15 protein-coding genes, 1 tRNA gene and 1 pseudogene are annotated in these 18,307 nt (G+C 70.8%); 13 read left to right on the forward strand and 4 right to left on the reverse strand.

The genetic code is table 11. The annotated features are described in order from the left end of the window. Positions 1-139: 139 nt before the first annotated feature. From ACH4SE_RS19715 to ACH4SE_RS19725, 3 genes are all read left to right on the forward strand, one after another. On the forward strand, positions 140-1,606 hold the full coding sequence (locus ACH4SE_RS19715) for a DHA2 family efflux MFS transporter permease subunit (RefSeq protein WP_398544690.1): 1,467 nt from the start codon (positions 140-142) through the stop codon (positions 1,604-1,606). Between the two features lie 143 nt (positions 1,607-1,749). Next, positions 1,750-3,288, forward strand: coding sequence for a M48 family metallopeptidase (locus ACH4SE_RS19720; RefSeq protein WP_398544691.1), 1,539 nt, complete (start codon positions 1,750-1,752; stop codon positions 3,286-3,288). A gap of 67 nt (positions 3,289-3,355) precedes the next feature. Beyond that, positions 3,356-4,399 (forward strand): UDP-N-acetylmuramate dehydrogenase, encoded by a 1,044-nt coding sequence (locus tag ACH4SE_RS19725; protein WP_398544692.1) that lies wholly within the window; start codon positions 3,356-3,358, stop codon positions 4,397-4,399. Here ACH4SE_RS19725 and ACH4SE_RS19730 read toward each other — a convergent pair. After that, positions 4,396-5,538: an adenosine deaminase gene (locus tag ACH4SE_RS19730; protein WP_398544693.1), complete on the reverse strand. Its 1,143-nt coding sequence runs from the start codon at positions 5,536-5,538 to the stop codon at positions 4,396-4,398. The two genes, ACH4SE_RS19725 and ACH4SE_RS19730, sit on opposite strands and share 4 nt — an antisense overlap. A gap of 103 nt (positions 5,539-5,641) precedes the next feature. Next, positions 5,642-6,880: a pyridoxal phosphate-dependent aminotransferase gene (locus tag ACH4SE_RS19735; RefSeq protein WP_398544694.1), complete on the reverse strand. Its 1,239-nt coding sequence runs from the start codon at positions 6,878-6,880 to the stop codon at positions 5,642-5,644. 173 nt (positions 6,881-7,053) lie between these two features. Here ACH4SE_RS19735 and ACH4SE_RS19740 point away from each other — a divergent pair. From ACH4SE_RS19740 to nusG, 3 genes are all read left to right on the forward strand, one after another. Continuing rightward, positions 7,054-7,126 (forward strand) — tRNA-Trp (locus tag ACH4SE_RS19740). Positions 7,127-7,242: 116 nt separating this feature from the next. After that, the gene (gene secE, locus ACH4SE_RS19745) at positions 7,243-7,527 is read left to right on the forward strand and encodes a preprotein translocase subunit SecE (protein WP_398446638.1); all 285 of its coding nucleotides are present in this window, start codon (positions 7,243-7,245) and stop codon (positions 7,525-7,527) included. 125 nt (positions 7,528-7,652) lie between these two features. After that, on the forward strand, positions 7,653-8,528 hold the full coding sequence (gene nusG / locus ACH4SE_RS19750) for a transcription termination/antitermination protein NusG (RefSeq protein ID WP_398544695.1): 876 nt from the start codon (positions 7,653-7,655) through the stop codon (positions 8,526-8,528). A gap of 74 nt (positions 8,529-8,602) precedes the next feature. Here nusG and ACH4SE_RS19755 read toward each other — a convergent pair whose 3' ends face one another. Continuing rightward, complete coding sequence (locus ACH4SE_RS19755) at positions 8,603-9,400, reverse strand: SGNH/GDSL hydrolase family protein (protein WP_398544696.1); 798 nt, start codon at positions 9,398-9,400, stop codon at positions 8,603-8,605. A gap of 434 nt (positions 9,401-9,834) precedes the next feature. Between ACH4SE_RS19755 and rplK the strand changes: the two genes are divergently transcribed. The 3 genes from rplK (at position 9,835) to ACH4SE_RS19770 (ending at position 12,204) form a co-directional block, all read left to right on the forward strand. Beyond that, the gene (gene rplK / locus ACH4SE_RS19760; RefSeq protein WP_398185491.1) at positions 9,835-10,269 is read left to right on the forward strand and encodes a 50S ribosomal protein L11; all 435 of its coding nucleotides are present in this window, start codon (positions 9,835-9,837) and stop codon (positions 10,267-10,269) included. A 260-nt stretch (positions 10,270-10,529) separates the two neighbouring features. After that, on the forward strand, positions 10,530-11,255 hold the full coding sequence (gene rplA / locus ACH4SE_RS19765; RefSeq protein WP_398544697.1) for a 50S ribosomal protein L1: 726 nt from the start codon (positions 10,530-10,532) through the stop codon (positions 11,253-11,255). Between the two features lie 118 nt (positions 11,256-11,373). Further along, complete coding sequence (locus tag ACH4SE_RS19770) at positions 11,374-12,204, forward strand: hypothetical protein (RefSeq protein ID WP_398544698.1); 831 nt, start codon at positions 11,374-11,376, stop codon at positions 12,202-12,204. Positions 12,205-12,259: 55 nt separating this feature from the next. On the opposite strand, the pseudogene ACH4SE_RS19775 reads toward ACH4SE_RS19770, so the two are convergent. After that, a pseudogene (locus tag ACH4SE_RS19775) lies at positions 12,260-12,625 on the reverse strand (transposase); the annotation flags it as partial. Between ACH4SE_RS19775 and ACH4SE_RS19780 the strand changes: the two are divergent. The 4 genes from ACH4SE_RS19780 to rpoB all read left to right on the forward strand — a co-directional run bounded on the left by ACH4SE_RS19780 (position 12,588) and on the right by rpoB (position 18,237). Continuing rightward, the gene (locus tag ACH4SE_RS19780; protein WP_398544699.1) at positions 12,588-12,719 is read left to right on the forward strand and encodes a hypothetical protein; all 132 of its coding nucleotides are present in this window, start codon (positions 12,588-12,590) and stop codon (positions 12,717-12,719) included. The pseudogene ACH4SE_RS19775 and the gene ACH4SE_RS19780 sit on opposite strands and share 38 nt — an antisense overlap. A gap of 305 nt (positions 12,720-13,024) precedes the next feature. Further along, positions 13,025-13,561, forward strand: a complete 537-nt coding sequence (gene rplJ, locus ACH4SE_RS19785; RefSeq protein WP_398544700.1) for a 50S ribosomal protein L10 — start codon at positions 13,025-13,027, stop codon at positions 13,559-13,561. 154 nt (positions 13,562-13,715) lie between these two features. Further along, positions 13,716-14,102 carry a 50S ribosomal protein L7/L12 gene (gene rplL, locus ACH4SE_RS19790; protein ID WP_398544701.1) on the forward strand — a complete coding sequence of 129 codons (387 nt, stop codon included), beginning with the start codon at positions 13,716-13,718 and terminating at the stop codon, positions 14,100-14,102. A gap of 649 nt (positions 14,103-14,751) precedes the next feature. Beyond that, complete coding sequence (gene rpoB, locus ACH4SE_RS19795; protein ID WP_398544702.1) at positions 14,752-18,237, forward strand: DNA-directed RNA polymerase subunit beta; 3,486 nt, start codon at positions 14,752-14,754, stop codon at positions 18,235-18,237. Positions 18,238-18,307: the final 70 nt, after the last annotated feature.

An 18,307-nucleotide genomic window follows, 5' to 3' on the forward strand; every position in this document is an offset into this window, starting at 1 on the left:
CGGCCGGGATTTTTTCGGCCGTGAAAAGTTAGTCATCAATTACTAATCCGGCGGTGCCGCCCAGGACACCGGCAGCGCCACCGTCACCACCACCACCGCCCGTACGGCATCTCGACAGGGGACCAAGGAGATCAGGGCTATGACCACCGCAGACAGCGCACCCACCACCACGGACAGCACGCCGCCCCGCGGCAAAGCCACAGCAGGCTGGGCCCTGCTGATCACGAGTGTCGCGGGCTTCATGGCCTCCCTCGACAACCTCGTCGTCACCACGGCGCTGCCGTCCATCCGCAAGGACCTGGGCGGCGCGCTGTCCGACCTCGAATGGACGGTGAACGCCTACACGCTCACCTTCGCCGTCCTGCTCATGTTCGGCGCGTCGCTCGGCGACCGCTTCGGGCGCCGCAGGCTCTTCGTGACCGGCCTGACGATCTTCACCGCCGCGTCCGCCGCCGCGGCCATGGCGCCCGGCATCAACGCGCTGATCGCGGCCCGCGCCGTCCAGGGCGTGGGCGCGGCCATCATGATGCCGCTGACCCTCACGCTGCTCACCGCGGCCATACCGCCCGAGCGCCGAGGCGCCGCCTTCGGCATATGGGGCGCGGTCAACGGCATGGCCGTGGCGTCCGGGCCGCTCATCGGCGGCACCCTGACCGAGCACATCTCGTGGCAGTGGATCTTCTGGCTGAACGTCCCGCTCGGCATCCTGCTCATCCCGCTGGCCCGGCTGCGCCTCGCCGAGTCCACCGCGCCGGGCGCCCGGCTGGACGGCCGCGGCACCGTGCTCATCAGCCTCGGCCTGTTCGGCATCGTCTTCGGCCTGGTCAACGCGACCGAGCACGGCTGGACCAGCGCCCGCGTGCTCACCGGCCTGGTCGCCGGCGGCCTGCTCGTCCTGGCCTTCGTCCGGCACGGCATGACGGCGCGCCAGCCGATGCTGCCGATGCGCTTCTTCCGCCGCCGCGCCTTCAGTGCGATCAACGCCGCGACCATGCTCATGTTCGTCGGGATGTTCGGCTCGATCTTCCTGCTCAGCCAGTTCCTCCAGACGGTGCTGGGATACTCGCCCACCGAGGCCGGCCTGCGGATGCTGCCCTGGACGGGCATGCCGATGATCGTCGCGCCCATCGCCGGCTACCTCTCCGACCGCATCGGCGGCCGCCCGGTCGTCGCCGCCGGCCTGGCGCTCCAGGCGATCGGCCTCGCCTGGTTCGCGGTCGTCGTGTCGCCGGACGTCTCGTACGCCACCCAGCTCCCCTCACTGATCATCTCCGGCACCGGCATGGCCCTGTACTTCCCGGCCTCCACCAGCCTGGGCATGTCCAGCGTCGAACCCCACGAGCAGGGCATCGCCTCCGGCGCCAGCAACGCCCTCCGCGAGGTGGGCGGCGCCCTCGGTGTCGCCCTGCTGGGCTCGATCTTCGCCGCCCACGGCGGCTACGCGACCGGCTCGACCTTCGTCGACGGCCTCGTCCCCGCGCTGTGGGTCGGCGCCTCGATCCTGGCCGTCGCCTTCCTCGCCGCCCTCGCCCTCCCCCGCCGCCACCCCTCCCACAGCACGACCGTCACCGGCGGCGCCCCCGCCTCCCTCCAGAAGGTCGGCTGACCTTCCTTCCCCGCGGGCGGCCGGTACTCCCCGGCCGCCCGCGCGCGTGCGCGGAACGGCCGTGTACGCAGGTCAGCGTGACGGGATACGATCCGCGCACCGCCGGCCCGCTCGTTGGCCGGCTCGTGTCCTGTGGGGGGACCATGAGTTTCCGGCTCCGTGCCGCCGGCGTCTTCGCGCTGCTGATCGGCTTCTTCCTGATGGGCCTCGCCCTCCTCGCCGCGATGGCGGCGGCCGACTGGCTGCTCGCGACCCACCGCGGGGACGGGCAGGGCTCCGCGTACAAGGGCGCGTTCATGCTCATGACCGTGCTCGCGGCCGCCGGCATCCTGCGCGGCATGTACGCCTTCCTGCGGGCCGGCCGGCTCGGCACCCCGGACGGCGTCGCCGTCACGGAGCAGGACGGTCCCGAGCTGTGGGCGGAGGTCCGGGCCGTCGCGGACGGGCTGGGCGAGCGGGTGCCGCACGAGCTCTACCTGACCTTCGACGTCAACGCGTCCGTGGCCGAGCAGAGCAGGCTGCTCGGGCTGCTGCCGGGACGGCGCCGGCTGACGGTGGGCGTGCCGCTGCTCGTCGGACTGGACCGGGCGGAACTGCGCGCCGTGCTCGCCCACGAGTTCGGCCACTACGGCAACGGGGACACACGGCTCGGCGCGGCCGCGCTGCGGGGGCGGGCGGCGATGGTCCACACGGTGCGGGTCTTCAGCCGCGACCTGGTGTGGTTCGACCGCGTCGTCGGAGCGGTCTACCTCGGCTACGCGCGCATGTACCTGCGCAGGTCCTTCGCCCTCTCCCGCGAGCAGGAGTTCGCCGCCGACCGCGTCGCCGCCCGGCAGGCCGGCCCCGCAGCCCTGGCCGCCGCGCTCCGCGCCCTACCCGTGCTCGATGCCGCGCGCACGTACTACCTGGAGACCTACGCGGCCATGGGTGAACCCGTGGGCGCGCTGCCGCCCGCCGGGGAGCTCTACGGGGGCTTCCGGCGGATGGTCGCCGCGCGACCCGGCGAGCGGCTGGCCGCGCTCGCCGAGACCCGCCGCCCCACGCCGCCGCACGAGTACGACACCCACCCCTCCCTCACCGACCGCCTCGCCCGGCTCGGAGAACTCCCCGCGGCGGACGCCGCCCCCGCCCCCGCCGCGGCGGGGTCCGCGATCGCGCTGCTGCGCGACCCCGAGCGCGTCCTCGCCGCACTCGAACCGCCCCTCCCTGCCGGAACACGCCGCCTGAGCTGGGACGACCTCGTCCTTGCCCGGGTCGCCCACGACGCCGAGGAGTTCTCCCGCCCGTTGCGCCAGGCCCTCGCCCGCGTGCGGCGCTCCGGGCCGGACGCGGAGCTGCCCGGCCTGGCGGGGGTGCTGGACGCCCTCGACGAGGGCCTGCTGTGGGCGGGGATCTCCGACCGCATGCCGCGCCCGCAGTCGGCCGCCCGGCTCACCGGCCCGTCGGCCCGCAACTACCTGCGCCCCGCCGTCTTCGACGCGCTCGCCGGCCTCGTCCACCTCCGCCTGCTGGCCGCCTCGCAGGTCACCTCGCACATCGCGTGGTCCGGCACCCCGGGCCCCGGCCTGCCCGACGTGTGGGAGAAGGGCATGGACGCGGCCCTCGACGCGGCGACCTCCGACACCCCCGACACGCAGCCGCTGCGCGCCCTCCTCGCCGACCCGGCGCCGCTCCCGGCGTAGGGGCCGCCGGGCGGACGGGTGGGGCGGGCTCGCGTGGGGCGGGTGGGGGCGGCCATAAGCTGGGGGCGTGGATTCTGAGGTTCTTGCGCCGTACACGACCTTCCGGCTCGGTGGGCCCGCCCGCAGGCTGGTCACCGCCCGCACGGATGACGAGCTGGTGGCCGCCGTGCGGGAGGCGGACGAGCGGGGGGAGCCGGTGCTGCTGCTCGGCGGGGGGAGCAACCTCGTCATCTCGGACGACGGCTTTCCCGGGACGGCCGTGCGGATCGCCACCCAGGGGACCGAGCTGCGGGGCACCGCGCTGGAGCTGGCCGCGGGCGAGGTGTGGAGCGACGCGGTGGCCGCGACCGTGCGGGCGGGGCTGGCCGGGCTGGAGTGCCTGGCCGGGATCCCGGGGTCCGCGGGGGCCACGCCGATCCAGAACGTCGGGGCCTACGGGCAGGAGGTCTCCAGTACCGTCACGGAGGTCGTGGCCTACGACCGGCGGGCGCGGGAGACGGTCACGCTGCCGAACCGGGAGTGCGGCTTCTCCTACCGCAGCAGCCGCTTCAAGGAGGAGCCGGAGCGCTACGTGGTGCTGCGGGTGCGGTTCGGGCTGGAGGCGGCCGCGGGGATGTCCGCACCGCTGCGATACGCCGAGACCGCCCGCGCCCTCGGTGTGGCCGTGGGGGAGCGGGTGCCGCTGGAGAAGGCCAGCGCGACGGTGCTGGCGCTGCGCGCCGGCAAGGGCATGGTGCTGGACGCGGCCGACCACGACACCTGGTCGGCGGGCTCGTTCTTCACCAACCCGGTGCTGACGGCGGCCGGGTTCGCCGCCTTCCTGGACCGCGTCCACGACCGCCTCGGCCCCGACGTGGCCCCGCCCGCGTACCCGGCGGGCGAGCACACCAAGACCAGCGCGGCCTGGCTCATCGACAAGGCGGGTTTCACGAAGGGCTACGGCACCGGCCCGGCCCGCATCTCCGGCAAGCACACCCTGGCCCTCACCAACCGGGGCGCGGCCACCACCGCGGACCTGCTGGCGCTGGCCCGTGAGGTGCGCGACGGTGTGCACGCGGCCTTCGGCGTGACGCTCGTCAACGAGCCGGTCATGGTCGGCGTGGAGCTCTAACCCCGGAGTCCGGCCCCGGCGCCGCGGCCCGGCTCCGCCCCCGCGCCCCGCCCCGGCTCCGCCCCGGCCTGCGCCGGGCCGCCGGAGGGCTCCTCCGCCGCCCAGGCGTCGATGCCCCCCAGGAGCCGCTCACGGACCTCCTGCGGGGCGCGCGAGCCCCGGACGGACTGGCGGGCGAGTTCGGCCAGTTCCGCGTCGGTGAAGCCGTGCACGTCGCGCGCGATCTCGTACTGCGCCGCGAGCCGCGAGCCGAAGAGCAGCGGGTCGTCGGCGCCGAGGGCGAGCGGCACGCCCGCGTCGTACAGCGCGCGCAGCGGGACGTCCTCGGGCTTGTCGTAGACGCCCAGGGCGACGTTGGAGGCGGGGCAGACCTCGCACGTGACGCCGGATTCGGCGAGCCGGCGCACCAGGTGCGGGTCCTCGGCGGCGCGCACGCCGTGGCCGACGCGCTGCGCGTGCAGGTCGTCCAGGCAGTCGCGGACGCTCGCGGGCCCGGCCAGCTCGCCGCCGTGCGGGGCGGCGAGCAGGCCGCCGTCCCGGGCGATGGCGAAGGCGCGGTCGAAGTCGCGGGCCAGGCCCCGGCGTTCGTCGTTGGACAGCCCGAAGCCGACGACGCCCTGGTCGGTGTAGCGGACCGCGAGCCGGGCCAGCGTGCGGGCGTCCAGCGGGTGCTTCATGCGGTTGGCGGCGACGATCACGGCCATGCCCACGCCGGTGTCGCGCGAGGCGGTGTGCACGGCGTCGAGGATCAGCTCCAGGGTGGGGATGAGCCCGCCGAGCCGGGGCGCGTACGACGTCGGGTCGACCTGGATCTCCAGCCAGCCGGAGCCGTCCGCGGCCTCCTCCTGCGCCGCCTCGCGCACCAGGCGGTGGATGTCGTCGGGGGTGCGCAGGCAGCTGCGGGCGGCGTCGTAGAGCCGCTGGAAGCGGAACCAGCCCCGCTCGTCGGTGGCCCGCAGCTTGGGCGGCTCGCCCGAGGTCAGCGCGTCGGGCAGCCGGACCCCGTGCTTGTCGGCCAGCTCCAGGAGGGTGGTGGGGCGCATGGAGCCGGTGAAGTGGAGGTGGAGGTGGGCCTTGGGGAGCTTGCGGACATCCCGGCGGCCGGGACCGCCTCCCGCCGTTCGTGCATCACGTGCCATCCCAAGATCCTGCCAAACGCGAGCCCCCGCCCGGAACCGCATTCTCCGAACGGGGGCTTGCCCGAATGCATCATCGGGCCGGATCCGGGGTGGGGACGGGCGCTCAGTCCCGGGCTTCGCCCAGCAGCTTCTGCATCCGCGCGACGCCCTCGACCAGGTCCTCGTCGCCCAGCGCGTAGCTGAGCCGCAGGTAGCCCGGCGTACCGAAGGCCTCGCCCGGGACGACGGCGACCTCGGCCTCGTCCAGGATGATCGCGGCCAGCTCCACGCTGTCCGCGGGCCGCTTGCCGCGGATCTCCTTGCCGAGCAGGCCCTTGACCGACGGGTAGACGTAGAAGGCGCCCTCGGGCGTCGGGCACACGACGCCGTCGATCTCGTTGAGCATCCGCACGATCGTCTGCCGGCGCCGGTCGAAGGCGCTGCGCATCTCGGCGACGGCGTCCAGGTCGCCGCTGACGGCGGTCAGGGCGGCGGCCTGCGCCACGTTGTTGACGTTCGAGGTGGCGTGCGACTGGAGGTTCGTCGCGGCCTTGACGATGTCCTTGGGGCCGATGACCCACCCCACGCGCCAGCCGGTCATGGCGTACGTCTTGGCCACGCCGTTGACGACGATGCACTTGTCCCGCAGCTGCGGCACGACCTGGGGCATCGACGTGAAGACCGTGTCGCCGTAGACGAGGTGCTCGTAGATCTCGTCCGTGAGCACCCACAGGCCGTGCTCGACGGCCCAGCGGCCGATCGCCTCGGTCTCGCCCGGGCTGTAGACGGCGCCGGTCGGGTTGGACGGCGACACGAAGAGCACGACCTTGGTGCGCTCGGTGCGGGCCGCCTCCAGCTGCTCGACGGTGACCCGGTAGCCGGTGGTCTCGTCCGCCACGACCTCGACCGGCACGCCCCCCGCGAGCCGGATCGACTCCGGGTAGGTGGTCCAGTACGGAGCGGGCACGATGACCTCGTCGCCCGGGTCGAGCACCGCGGCGAAGGCCTCGTAGATGGCCTGCTTGCCGCCGTTGGTGACCAGCACCTGCGAGGCGTCCACCTCGTAGCCGGAGTCGCGCAGCGTCTTGGCGGCGATGGCGGCCTTCAGCTCGGGGAGACCGCCGGCGGGCGTGTAGCGGTGGAACTTCGGATTGCGGCAGGCCTCGACGGCGGCGTCGACGATGTAGCCGGGCGTCGGGAAGTCCGGCTCTCCTGCGCCGAAGCCGATCACCGGGCGCCCGGCGGCCTTGAGAGCCTTGGCCTTGGCGTCGACGGCGAGGGTGGCGGACTCGGAGATCGCACCGACACGGACCGACACGCGCCGTTCGGTCGCCGGTGGTACTGGGGGAGTGGCAGCGCTCATAGGTGCATGGTCCCAGACCTCAACCGCCCTCGGCACCGGGGTTTGGGGCGCGCGGAACGCGTTCGGAGGCAATCCGGGCCAAGGCGTTCGACGAGATGCCTCCGAGCACGTACACTCAACGCTCGATGGCCTCCCGGCAATACCGCCTGCGGTACGTTGGGAGTGTCTGTCGAAGGGTCGTAGCTCAATTGGTAGAGCACTGGTCTCCAAAACCAGCGGTTGGGGGTTCAAGTCCCTCCGGCCCTGCTCCACACGTCCACCCCGGACGTGGGCAGGCAGATGCAGGCAATAGGCACTCGCCGTACCGCGCGACGGGCGCGGCACGGCCACGACCCGGAGTCAGGTGAGGACGAGTGACTGAGATCACGGACTCCATCGAGGTCCCTGAGCCTGACGCGTCTCAGGACGACAGTGACGCCGAGAAGAAGCCCCGCCGCGGTGGTAAGCGCGCGAAGAAGGGGCCGCTCGGGCGTCTCGCGCTGTTCTACCGCCAGATCGTCGCGGAGCTCCGCAAGGTCGTCTGGCCCACGCGTGGCGATCTCACCACGTACACCACTGTGGTGATTGTCTTCGTTGTGGTCGTCATCGCGTTCGTGAGCGTGGTTGACTGGGGTTTCAGCAAGCTCGTTTCCGCCGTTTTCGGCTGAGCCGCCCGGTCTTGCCGGGCCGGTTTCGGGCCGGGTTCCGCGTCCCGCCTGTCCGCGCGGAGGGCGCAGGGCGCTGGTCGCCCCGCCCGCAGTGCCACCCTTGAAGTCAGGAAGAAGCAGTCACCGTGTCTGACCCGAACGTGTACGACGCCGACGAGTCCGTCGAGGGCGAGGAAGCCGCACTCGACGCCGTCGAGGCCGCCGAGGAGCCCGCTGACGCGCAGGACCCGGTCGAGTCCGAGTCGGCGGAGGACGCGGACGCCGAGGGCGACGAGGACGCTGAGGAGTCGGGGGCGGAGTCGGACGAGGTCACGGAAGCCGTCGACGCCGAGGAGCCGGACGAGGCCGCGGGCGCCGCCGACGCCGAGGCCGAGGAGCCCGCCGCCCCGGTCGACCCGGTGGCCGCCTTCCGCGAGGAGCTGCGCACGCTCCCCGGCGAGTGGTACGTGATCCACACCTACGCCGGGTACGAGAACCGGGTGAAGTCCAACCTGGAGCAGCGTGCCGTCTCGCTGAACGTCGAGGAGTACATCTACCAGGCGGAGGTCCCGCAGGAGGAAGTCGTTCAGATCAAGAACGGCGACCGCAAGACCATCCGGCAGAACAAGCTCCCCGGCTACGTCCTGGTCCGCATGGACCTGACCAACGAGTCCTGGGGCGTCGTCCGCAACACCCCCGGCGTCACGGGCTTCGTCGGCAACGCCTACGACCCCTACCCGCTGACCCTGGACGAGATCGTCAAGATGCTCGCCCCCGAGGTCGAGGCGGCCGCCGAGGCCGCGGCCATCGCCGAGGGCACCGCCGTCCCCCGCAAGGTCGAGGTCCAGGTCCTCGACTTCGAGGTCGGCGACTCCGTCACCGTCACCGACGGCCCCTTCGCCACCCTCCAGGCCACGATCAACGAGATCAACCCCGACTCGAAGAAGGTCAAGGGCCTCGTCGAGATCTTCGGCCGCGAGACCCCGGTCGAGCTCAGCTTCGACCAGATCCAGAAGAACTAGCGCCTCGTACGACCCGAGCCCCTGTCCTCCGAACGCGGAGGGCAGGGGCTCGGTCGTGTGCCGGGTGGGGCCGGTCAGTCGTTGGCGTTCAGGAGGGGGAGGTAGCCGGCGGAGTGGCCGGTGGCGGTGGGGTGGTAGGACTCCCAGCTCGGGGAGATGACGAGGGAGTGCAGGTAGTCGTCGCCCGAGCAGAGTTCGTGGCCCTTGAAGGTGCTGCGCACGTCGCCGAAGGCGAAGCCGTGGGAGGCCGCGACCGAGGCGATCGTGGAGTCCAGGACGTCGGCGGCCTCGTCGATCTTCTGGTGCTTGGTGGAGCTGAGGCCGACACAGATCCACGCCGAGAGGTCGTACATGTCCGGGTAGCCGAGGACGACGACCTTCGCGTTGGGCGCCTTGGCGCGGATCGCGTTGTAGGTGGTGTTCAGCCGGCCGGGGAGGGTGTTGCGGATGTACGTCTCGGCCGTGCTGACGCGGTTGACGCACGTGCTGTCGGAGCCGGTCACGCAGGTGGTCATGACGTCGGAGAAGCCCGCGTCGTTTCCGCCGATGGTGAGGGAGACCAGGCCGGTGGAGGAGTTCAGCCCGCCGAGCTGACTGTTGGTCACGTCGGTGGTGACCGCGCCCGAACAGGCGGCGAAGGTGAACGAGGAGGGGCTGTGGGCGGCGGCCCACAGTGCCGGGTACGCGCTGTTGCTGCGGTGGCAGTCGCCACTGGAGCTGATGTAGTTGCCGGCGCCGTTCCCGGCGGAGTACGAGTCCCCGAGGGCGACGTACGCGGGGCCGGCCGCCTGTGCCGGGCCGGAGAAGACCAGCGCCGCCGTCAGGGCTGACGCCAGCGCGGTGAGAGCGGTGAGGGGCCTGCTCAGCTTCACGGAACCTCCTGGGTGAGGGCTTCCTGCAGCACTGTGGTACCAGCCAGTAGGGAGCCACGGGAAGTGTCCATGCCAAGAATTCTTCCCGCGTAGACCAGAACTTCAGGTTCCACCGGGGAAGTTGACGGAGAAACGGGTGCAACTCGTGTGCTGGCGGGGGTAACTGAGGAGGCGACAGGCTGCGTGCTCAACGTAATGACACAGATACCCAAAGTGACGCCCCGGGACACCTCGAATGCCCGGCCGGTGCGTCCGCGGCGGGACCGCGCGCCGAGGTGCGCCCCCGCTCCCGGCCCGGCCCGCGCCCCGCACGCCAGGGGCCGGCCGTCGCGGCGGCGAAAGGATTTCGGGGCCGGGGGCAGTACCCGCTATCGTGGTGCGGTATGCCTGCTCGCAGGCATGGAAAAAACTCTCAACAGGACCCGGAGAGAGCAATGCCTCCCAAGAAGAAGAAGGTCACGGGGCTGATCAAGCTCCAGATCAACGCCGGTGCGGCCAACCCGGCGCCGCCGGTCGGCCCCGCGCTGGGCCAGCACGGCGTGAACATCATGGAATTCTGCAAGGCCTACAACGCGGCCACCGAGTCGCAGCGCGGCATGGTGATCCCGGTGGAGATCACGGTCTACGAGGACCGCTCCTTCACCTTCGTCACCAAGACCCCGCCGGCCGCCAAGCTGATCCTCAAGGCCGCAGGCGTCGACAAGGGCTCCGGCACCCCGCACACCAAGAAGGTCGCCAAGCTCACCCGCGACCAGGTGCGCGAGATCGCCACGACCAAGATGCCCGACCTCAACGCGAACGACCTGGACGCCGCGGAGAAGATCATCGCGGGGACGGCTCGTTCCATGGGCATCACCGTCGAGGGCTGACGCCCGAACTCGCGCAGTGGCCGGCCGAGGTACGAGGCCGTCCGCGGAGCGAGTGAGCAGGAAGCCCGAGCGAAAAACGGAGGGCTGACGCCCGAGCTCGCGCAGTGGCCGGCCGAGGTACGAGGCCGTCCGCGGAGCGAGTGAGCAGGAAGCCCGAGCGAAGAGGCGAGGGCTGACGCCCCCGCGTCGAGGCAGCACATGTGGGAGGGCCTGCTCGGCCCGCACCACGAACTCCATCGAACAGCTACAGGAGTAGTTCCATGAGCAAGCGCAGCAAGTCTCTCCGCGCTGCGGACGCGAAGATCGACCGGGAGCGGCTGTACGCGCCCCTGGAGGCCGTCCGTATCGCCAAGGAGACCGCGTCGACCAAGTTCGACTCGACCGTCGAGGTCGCCTTCCGCCTGGGTGTGGACCCGCGCAAGGCCGACCAGATGGTCCGTGGCACCGTGAACCTTCCGCACGGCACCGGCAAGACCGCCCGGGTCCTGGTCTTCGCGACCGGTGACCGTGCTGCGGCCGCGGAGGCCGCGGGCGCCGACATCGTCGGCTCCGACGAACTGATCGACGAGGTCGCGAAGGGCCGGCTGGACTTCGACGCCGTCGTCGCCACCCCGGACCTCATGGGCAAGGTCGGCCGCCTCGGCCGCGTCCTCGGCCCGCGTGGTCTGATGCCGAACCCGAAGACCGGCACCGTGACGCCCGACGTGGCCAAGGCCGTGACGGACATCAAGGGCGGCAAGATCGAGTTCCGCGTCGACAAGCACTCCAACCTGCACTTCATCATCGGCAAGGTGTCCTTCAACGACACCCAGCTGGTGGAGAACTACGCGGCGGCGCTGGACGAGATCCTGCGTCTGAAGCCGTCCGCGGCGAAGGGCCGCTACCTGAAGAAGGCGGCCGTCTCCACGACGATGGGCCCCGGCATCCAGGTCGACCCCAACCGCACCCGCAACCTCCTCGTCGAGGAGGACCCGGCCTCGGTCTGACCCCGGCCGTAGTACCGCGAACGCCCCGCGTTCCCCCATCCGTGGGGGGCGCGGGGCGTTCCGCGTCTACGATGCCCCGTGGCGCGCTGGGGAGCGCGCATGACAAGGGGGGTCCACAGTGCGTACGACGACGGCTGCCGCGGCGGTCCTCGCGCTCGCGTTCACGGTGGCGGGCTGCGGCGGCGCGCACCACCGGGACGCGGCGCCCGGCACGCACCCGACAGCGACAGCGACCGGGACCGGCGCCGCGAAGCCGCCCGCGGCCGACGCGGACAGCGCCGCGGCCAAGGCGGTCGTGACCATGGTCGACCGGGCCGAGACGATGCACTCCGTGCGCACGGTCTCCGTGCAGCGGCGTGGCAGCTCCACGGTCACGATGACCACGATCGGCTCCTGGGGCGGAGCGGACGCCGGACTGGTGGTCACCGCGTCGCCCGCGGCGTTTGGCTTCCAGGGGGCGAACCACCACGACCGGATGGAGACGCGCTTCGTCCACGGGTTCGAGTACCTGCAGATCGACCCGCCGGCCAGCGGCCCGAACAAGGGCAAGACCTGGCTGCGCTTCCCCCTGGCCTCCGTCGCTCCCCGGGGGTCCATGGGGTTCCTGTCCGAGGCGATGGACTACAGCCCCGTCCACGGGCTGCTCATGATGCCGTCGAGCGGCCCGGTCACGCTGGTCGGGCACGAGACGGTGGACGGCCGCCCGGCGGTGCACTACCGGGGGACGAAGCCGGCGGACGCGGCGATCGTGAAGGCGCAGAGGGTTCCGGCCACCCAGCAGATCGACGTGTGGGTGGGCGCTGACGGTTTGCCGGTGCGGATGGTCAGCGACGACGGAAAGCTGCGCGTCACCGAGGACTTCATCGACTTCGGCGGCGTCGTCCACATCCAGGTGCCGCCGGCCTCGCAGACCGTCGTCCCCCCGGCGCCCCGGCCCTCCACTGCCTGACCCGGGGGCGGGCGCCGGCGGGGGGCCTCTCTGTTCTTCGTCAAGTTCTGGGTGGTCATGTGGTGGCTGTGTCGGGCTGGCGTGGGTCGTAGAAGGTTCCGTTGCGGAGCATGGCGAACAGGACGCTGATGCGGTGGCGGGCGAGGCGGAGGAGGGCTTGGGTGTGGGTTTTGCCGCGGACCCGGCAGCGGTCGTAGTAGGTGCGTGAGGCGGGGTCGTGCAGGGCGGCGAACGCGGACAGGAACATCGCGCGTTTGAGCTGCCGGTTCCCGCTTCTGGGCGCGTGCTCGCCGTGGACCGAGGTCCCGGAGGACTTGGTCGCCGGTGCCAAGCCGGCGTAGGAGGCCAGGTGCGCGGCGCTCGGGAAGCTGGCCCCGTCGCCGATGGTGGCCAGGAGGACTGCGGCGGTCCTGACGCCGACGACCTACTCCGACTACGGTGTCGCGGTGCACCCGCAGGCGCCGCCGGCGTTCGACGTCGAGGACCTCGCCGACGCCATGGCCTCCGGCGACTGAGCGGGGGCGGGCGGTCCCGGGGGCGATTTGCCCCGCGGGGCCGCGGTCCCGTACGCTTCCGGGGAAGCCAAAGACCGCTGGTTGCCGTCGTGTCCGGATCTCCGGGCGGGGCGGCCGAAGGATCCGCTGATGCGGACGGCCCGCGCAGGTGACCGTGGATGGACTCCGAAGCCCGCAGGGGAGACCCGAAGGGCTGCGTCGAGTCACGCCCCGTGCGCTTGCGCCGGGGCGTTTGTTTTGCCCGGGGCACACCGCCTCGTCCTTCGTTCCGCGCGGTCCATCACCCCGGAAGGAGGCCGAGACTCATGGCGAGGCCTGACAAGGCTGCCGCGGTTGCCGAGTTGACGGACCAGTTCCGCTCCTCGAACGCCGCCGTGCTGACCGAGTACCGCGGTCTCACCGTCGCACAGCTCAAGACGCTGCGCCGCTCGCTCGGTGAGAACGCCCAGTACGCCGTGGTGAAGAACACGCTGACCAAGATCGCGGCCAACGAGGCCGGGATCACCCAGCTCGACGACCTGTTCGCGGGTCCGTCGGCTGTCGCCTTCGTCACCGGTGACCCGGTGGAGGCGGCGAAGGGTCTGCGCGACTTCGCCAAGGACAACCCCGCTCTCGTCATCAAGGGCGGTGTCCTTGACGGCAAGGCGCTGTCCGCCGACGAGATCAAGAAGCTTGCGGACCTCGAGTCCCGCGAGGTTCTGCTCGCCAAGCTGGCGGGCGCCATGAAGGCCAAGCAGTCGCAGGCTGCCGCGCTCTTCCAGGCGCTCCCGTCGAAGTTCGTCCGCACCGCGGAGGCGCTTCGGGTCAAGCTGGCCGAGGCCGAGCAGGGCGGTGCCGAGTAATTCGGCTCGCACGATGACCGGGGCCTGACGGCTCCGGTCGGGGCCGGCGCGCGACCGCATCACGCACCAGCGCACCGGCTTACGCGGGCCGACCGTACGCCCGCCGACTTGTACGACATCCGGCACCCGCCGATTTAGTGGAAGGACCGCCATCATGGCGAAGCTCACCCAGGACGAACTGCTCGCCCAGTTCGAGGAGCTCACCCTCATCGAGCTCTCCGAGTTCGTGAAGGCGTTCGAGGAGAAGTTCGACGTCACCGCCGCCGCTCCGGTCGCCGTCGCCGCCGGTGGCGCCGGTGTCGCCGCTCCGGCCGAGGCCGCCGAGGAGAAGGACGAGTTCGACGTCATCCTCACCGCCGCGGGCGACAAGAAGATCCAGGTCATCAAGGTCGTGCGCGAGCTGACCTCGCTGGGTCTGAAGGAGGCCAAGGACCTCGTGGACGGCGCCCCGAAGCCCGTCCTGGAGAAGGTCAACAAGGAGGCCGCGGACAAGGCCGCCGAGTCCCTCAAGGGCGCCGGCGCCTCGGTCGAGGTCAAGTAACACCTCACGTCACCACGAGCCTCACGCTCCGTGACGTAGGAGCACTTGCTGCTCCACCCACCGCAGGGCGGTCACCCGGAAGGGTGGCCGCCCTCGGTCGTTCGTACGGCCTCCGGCGGGCCGCGGCGGGGGTTGTCGTGGCCGGCGGGTAGGGTGATCCTTCCTGCTGGGAACGGGTGCTCGCGCATGTGTGCGGGGCCGGGGCCTTGACGTTTGGCACGCGGCGCGCAATTCTCAGGACGCGCCACGACGTTGGGCACGATCCCGGCGGGGCCGGTCGTGGTCCGGCGCCGATCCGGTGCATGATCCGATGCATGGATCGGCGGCGATGCGGGAATGCATGGCTATGCAGCACGACGCAGGACGACGGCAGCGTATGACGGAGGCGATTCCAGGTTCCGAGGCTTGGGGTCGCGAGACGGGCGGAGGAGGCGACGATTCGGTACTCCGAATCTCAGCCTGGACATCAGTGTGCCAAGTGGCTACACTGACCCTTTGCGCTGCCTGTTAGCTGCTGCCTGGCCCGTCACCAGGAGCATGCCCACGTCTGAGAGCTGCTGAGAAGGCCCTTCATCAGGGCTTTCCCTCTGGTCCTCAGGGGCGGACCGGTACGCGCGTAGTGAGTCCGAGCCCTCGGAAGGACCCCCTCTTGGCCGCCTCGCGCAACGCCTCGACTGCCAATTCGAACAACGGCGCCAGCACTGCCCCGCTGCGCATCTCTTTCGCGAAGATCCGTGAACCGCTCGAAGTTCCGAACCTCCTCGCGCTCCAGACCGAGAGCTTTGACTGGCTGCTCGGCAATGCTGCGTGGAAGGCCCGGGTCGAGGCGGCGCTGGACAGTGGGCAGGACGTCCCCAGGAAGTCCGGTCTGGAGGAGATCTTCGAGGAGATCTCCCCGATCGAGGACTTCTCCGGGTCGATGTCGCTCACGTTCCGTGACCACCGGTTCGAGCCCCCGAAGAACTCGCTGGACGAGTGCAAGGAGCGCGACTTCACGTACGGCGCCCCGCTCTTCGTCACCGCCGAGTTCACCAACAACGAGACCGGCGAGATCAAGTCCCAGACGGTCTTCATGGGCGACTTCCCGCTGATGACCTCGAAGGGCACCTTCTGCATCAATGGCACCGAGCGTGTCGTCGTCTCGCAGCTGGTCCGCTCGCCGGGTGTCTACTTCGACTCCAGCATCGACAAGACGTCCGACAAGGACATCTTCTCGGCCAAGATCATCCCCTCCCGGGGTGCCTGGCTGGAGATGGAGATCGACAAGCGCGACATGGTCGGCGTCCGCATCGACCGCAAGCGCAAGCAGTCGGTCACGGTGCTGCTCAAGGCGCTCGGCTGGAGCACCGAGCAGATCCTCGAGGAGTTCGGCGACTACGAGTCGATGCGCGCCACCCTGGAGAAGGACCACACCCAGGGCCAGGACGACGCGCTGCTCGACATCTACCGCAAGCTGCGCCCGGGCGAGCCGCCGACCAAGGAGGCCGCCCAGACCCTGCTGGAGAACCTGTACTTCAACCCCAAGCGCTACGACCTGGCGAAGGTCGGCCGCTACAAGGTCAACAAGAAGCTCGGCAGCGACGCCCCGCTGGACGCGGGTGTGCTCACCACCGAGGACATCATCGCGACCATCAAGTACCTGGTGAAGCTGCACGCCGGCGAGACCGAGACGACCGGTGAGAACGGCTCGGCCATCGTGGTCGAGGTCGACGACATCGACCACTTCGGCAACCGCCGCCTGCGCAACGTCGGCGAGCTCATCCAGAACCAGGTCCGCACCGGCCTGGCGCGTATGGAGCGCGTGGTCCGCGAGCGCATGACCACCCAGGACGTCGAGGCGATCACGCCGCAGACCCTGATCAACATCCGGCCGGTCGTTGCCTCCATCAAGGAGTTCTTCGGCACCAGCCAGCTGTCGCAGTTCATGGACCAGACCAACCCGCTGTCCGGTCTGACCCACAAGCGCCGCCTGTCGGCGCTCGGCCCCGGCGGTCTGTCCCGTGAGCGGGCCGGCTTCGAGGTCCGTGACGTGCACCCGTCGCACTACGGCCGGATGTGCCCGATCGAGACGCCGGAAGGCCCGAACATCGGTCTGATCGGCTCGCTGGCCTCCTACGGCCGGGTCAACGCGTTCGGCTTCGTCGAGACGCCGTACCGCAAGGTCGTGGGCGGCGTCGTGACCGACGACGTCGACTACCTGACCGCCGACGAGGAGGACCGCTTCGTCATCGCGCAGGCCAACGCGCCGCTGACCGAGGACCTGCGGTTCGCCGAGTCCCGCGTGCTGGTCCGCCGCCGTGGCGGCGAGATCGACTACATCCCCGGTGACGACGTCGACTACATGGACGTCTCGCCGCGCCAGATGGTGTCGGTCGCGACCGCGATGATCCCGTTCCTGGAGCACGACGACGCCAACCGCGCGCTCATGGGGTCGAACATGATGCGCCAGGCCGTGCCGCTGATCAAGGCGGAGGCCCCGCTGGTCGGCACCGGCATGGAGTACCGCTGCGCGGTCGACGCCGGCGACGTGATCAAGGCCGAGAAGGACGGCGTCGTCCAGGAGGTCTCCGCGGACTACGTCACGGTGACCAACGACGACGGCACGTACAACACCTACCGCGTCGCGAAGTTCTCCCGCTCCAACCAGGGCACGTCCTTCAACCAGAAGGTCGTCGTCAACGAGGGCGACCGCGTCGTGGTCGGCCAGGTGCTCGCCGACGGTCCGTCGACCCAGGAAGGGGAGATGGCGCTCGGCAAGAACCTGCTGGTCGCGTTCATGCCATGGGAGGGCCACAACTACGAGGACGCGATCATCCTGTCGCAGCGCCTCGTGCAGGACGACGTGCTGTCCTCGATCCACATCGAGGAGCACGAGGTCGACGCCCGCGACACCAAGCTGGGCCCCGAGGAGATCACCCGGGACATCCCGAACGTCTCCGAGGAGGTGCTCGCCGACCTCGACGAGCGCGGCATCATCCGGATCGGCGCCGACGTGGTCGCCGGCGACATCCTGGTCGGCAAGGTCACCCCGAAGGGTGAGACCGAGCTGACGCCGGAGGAGCGGCTGCTGCGCGCGATCTTCGGTGAGAAGGCCCGTGAGGTCCGCGACACCTCGCTGAAGGTCCCGCACGGCGAGGTCGGCAAGATCATCGGCGTCCGGGTCTTCGACCGCGAGGAGGGCGACGAGCTGCCGCCGGGCGTGAACCAGCTGGTCCGCGTCTACGTCGCGCAGAAGCGCAAGATCACCGACGGCGACAAGCTCGCCGGCCGGCACGGCAACAAGGGTGTCATCTCGAAGATCCTCCCCGTGGAGGACATGCCCTTCCTCGAGGACGGCACCCCGGTCGACATCATCCTCAACCCGCTCGGTGTCCCGTCCCGGATGAACCCCGGCCAGGTGCTGGAGATCCACCTCGGGTGGCTCGCCAAGCAGGGCTGGGACGTCTCGGGCGTCGCCGACGAGTGGGCGCGCCGGCTGGAGGCCATCGACGCGCACCGCGTCGAGCCCGGCACCAACGTCGCGACCCCGGTCTTCGACGGTGCGCGCGAGGACGAGATCCGCGGGCTCTTCGAGTCCACGATCCCGAACCGCGACGGCGACCGGCTGGTCCTGCCCTCCGGCAAGGCCCGGCTCTTCGACGGCCGCTCCGGCGAGCCGTTCCCGGACCCGATCTCGATCGGCTACATGTACATCCTCAAGCTGCACCACCTGGTGGACGACAAGCTGCACGCCCGCTCCACCGGTCCGTACTCGATGATCACCCAGCAGCCGCTGGGTGGTAAGGCGCAGTTCGGCGGGCAGCGATTCGGCGAGATGGAGGTGTGGGCGCTGGAGGCGTACGGCGCCGCGTACGCACTCCAGGAGCTGCTGACCATCAAGTCCGACGACGTTCTCGGCCGCGTGAAGGTCTACGAGGCCATCGTCAAGGGCGAGAACATCCCCGAGCCCGGCATTCCCGAGTCCTTCAAGGTGCTCATCAAGGAAATGCAGTCGCTGTGCCTCAACGTGGAGGTGCTGTCCTCGGACGGCATGTCCATCGAGATGCGCGACACCGACGAGGACGTGTTCCGCGCCGCCGAGGAGCTCGGTATCGACCTGTCCCGGCGCGAGCCGAGCAGCGTCGAAGAGGTCTGACGGGTTCCGCCGGCCCCCCGGCCGTACACCACGTACGGCCGGGCCCGGCGGCCCCCACGACCCGTTCAGA

Source organism: Streptomyces sp. NPDC020983 (assembly GCF_044333485.1).
In the GTDB taxonomy this organism is placed as follows: Bacteria; Actinomycetota; Actinomycetes; order Streptomycetales; family Streptomycetaceae; genus Actinacidiphila.

Bases quoted from the DNA above. Each gene is read 5' to 3' on its own strand.
- rplJ (WP_398544700.1), top strand. From the start codon at position 13,025: ATGGCGAGGCCTGACAAGGCTGCCGCGGTTGCCGAGTTGACGGACCAG.
- ACH4SE_RS19735 (WP_398544694.1), bottom strand. From the start codon at position 6,880: ATGAGCGCTGCCACTCCCCCAGTACCACCGGCGACCGAACGGCGCGTG.
- ACH4SE_RS19730 (WP_398544693.1), bottom strand. From the start codon at position 5,538: ATGGCACGTGATGCACGAACGGCGGGAGGCGGTCCCGGCCGCCGGGAT.
- ACH4SE_RS19715 (WP_398544690.1), top strand. From the start codon at position 140: ATGACCACCGCAGACAGCGCACCCACCACCACGGACAGCACGCCGCCC.
- rplA (WP_398544697.1), top strand. From the start codon at position 10,530: ATGAGCAAGCGCAGCAAGTCTCTCCGCGCTGCGGACGCGAAGATCGAC.
- rplL (WP_398544701.1), top strand. From the start codon at position 13,716: ATGGCGAAGCTCACCCAGGACGAACTGCTCGCCCAGTTCGAGGAGCTC.
- ACH4SE_RS19720 (WP_398544691.1), top strand. From the start codon at position 1,750: ATGAGTTTCCGGCTCCGTGCCGCCGGCGTCTTCGCGCTGCTGATCGGC.
- rplK (WP_398185491.1), top strand. From the start codon at position 9,835: ATGCCTCCCAAGAAGAAGAAGGTCACGGGGCTGATCAAGCTCCAGATC.
- ACH4SE_RS19780 (WP_398544699.1), top strand. From the start codon at position 12,588: ATGGTGGCCAGGAGGACTGCGGCGGTCCTGACGCCGACGACCTACTCC.